The following is a 1815-nucleotide window of genomic DNA, read 5'->3' as shown; positions in this document are numbered from 1 at the left end:
CGTCCCGCCTCGTCAGCGGGGCGGAGGGCCCGCCGGCGGCGAAGCCCGAGACGTGCGGGACGCAGACGGCGATGCCGCCGTCGGCGAAAGGCCGGCGTCCCGTCTCCGCGGCGGGCGGGAGGGGACGCGGCGCTACGAGTGGCGCCACACGTGCTTCCTCGGCTGTTACGCGATCGAGGACGTCTACGGGGAGCTCCAGGGCGTCTTCGACGACGACGGCCCCCGCACCTCCCGCGCCGCCGGGACCGGGGCCTGCGCGGTCGTCGAACTCGACGGTTCCGGGCGCCTCCGGCCGGAGGCCGTGGGCCTGTCCGCCGCGCTGTGGGGCGTCGGACGGGCGAAGGACCCCGGCTGCGACGACCCGACGTGGCTTCTGGGATTCCATCGAGCGGAGAGAGCCTTCGTGGAAAGGGTAGCGGAGTTCGCGGCCGGCCGTGCGGCGTCCGGGACGGATCCGGAGGGCGATCCTCACGGCGACGTCCCGGCCCCTCCCCTCCCCCTCGACGCAGACGGGCTCGGCCGGCTCGTCGCCCTGGCGCACAAGGCGGCGGGCGTCCAGGGCATCCCCCGGCTGGCCGCGCAGGCGGTGCGCATCGAGACGAGGCGCGTCGCCGCGGACGTGGACGCGGACGGCCGGGGCCCGGGCGGGCCGTCCGCCTCGACCCTGGTCAACGGCTTCGTCCTGGGCGAGCTGCTCGACGTCCGCGAGAGCCTGGAGGACGACGACATAGGCGACGCCCTGTGGCAGTTCCTGGCCCCCGCGCGGACGATCAACACGGCGCAGCGAAGCGACGTGCGCGGACACCCCGGGAAGGTCGACGCCCAGCTCTCCGCCGCCCGCATACCGCTCGGCCGCTGGCCGGCGGACCCGGACCGCCACCTCACGCGCGGCCAACAGTTCGCCGTCAACCAGGCGCTCCTCGACATCGACAAGCACAGCGACCTGTTCGCCGTCAACGGCCCGCAGGAGGCCGAGAGGACGGTGCTGCTCCGGGAGATCGCGGCGGGCAACGTCGTCGAGCGGGCGCGGCGCCTGGCCAGACTGACCGATCCTCGGAGCGCCTTCACGGGAGGCCCTCTCAGGTGGAGGGACGACGGGGCGGGGCGCACCCGCACGATCCGCCGGCTCGCGCCCGAGTTGACCGGCTTCGAGATGGTCGTCGTCGGCGCCGACGACGAGGCGGCCGAAGCCCTCGCCAAGAGCCTCTCGATCCCGGGAGGCGCCGGGCAGCGACGCGCCGGCGGGGGATCCGGCGACCGCGACGAAGGAACGCCCGGGAGCGAGGAGGGCTCCGACGCCGCCCGCGGGGAAGGCCCCGGCGGGGCCGCATGGGGCCCTTTCGCCGCGTGCCTGGAAGGGGACCGTGAGAGGTTCGGCGAGGCCTTCCGGCTCGATGTGCTCGCCGACCGCGAGCGGCAGCCGGAGGCCTGCGCGCACGCATGGCACAAGGCCCGGGAGGAATTCCTCCGCGCGGAGCAGCACGCGCAGGCCCTGCTCAGACGCAGGGTCGAGGCGGACAATCGGCGGGTGGTCCACGTCGAGCTTCCCGGGCGGATGGCCGACGAACGGAAGGCCATCGCCGCCGCGACCGCGCAGATGCGCGATGCCGAGCAGGCGGCCGTCCAGCTGCGGGACCGCCGCGACCGCGCCGAACACGACCGTCGAGACCTGGAGGGGCGGCTCGCCGAACTCGACGCGCAAGGCCCCGGGCCGTGGGCGACGCTGCGCACGATCGGCTCGGCGCACCGGCGGTGGCGGAGCCGGCGCCGCGAGCTGTCCGCGAGTCTGAAGGCCGCCGCCGCGCACGCGAGGAC

1 pseudogene is annotated in these 1815 nt (G+C 75.6%); it reads left to right on the top strand.

The window, feature by feature from the left end:
• Positions 1-52: 52 nt before the first annotated feature.
• Positions 53-1815: pseudogene (locus HMPREF0043_RS03410) on the top strand (hypothetical protein); the annotation flags it as partial.

It is taken from the genome of Actinobaculum sp. oral taxon 183 str. F0552 (assembly GCF_000466165.1).
Taxonomy (GTDB): domain Bacteria; phylum Actinomycetota; class Actinomycetes; order Actinomycetales; family Actinomycetaceae; genus Peptidiphaga.
Note: the sequence above shows the minus strand (reverse complement) of the source record. Positions and strands in the feature narration are given on the sequence as shown.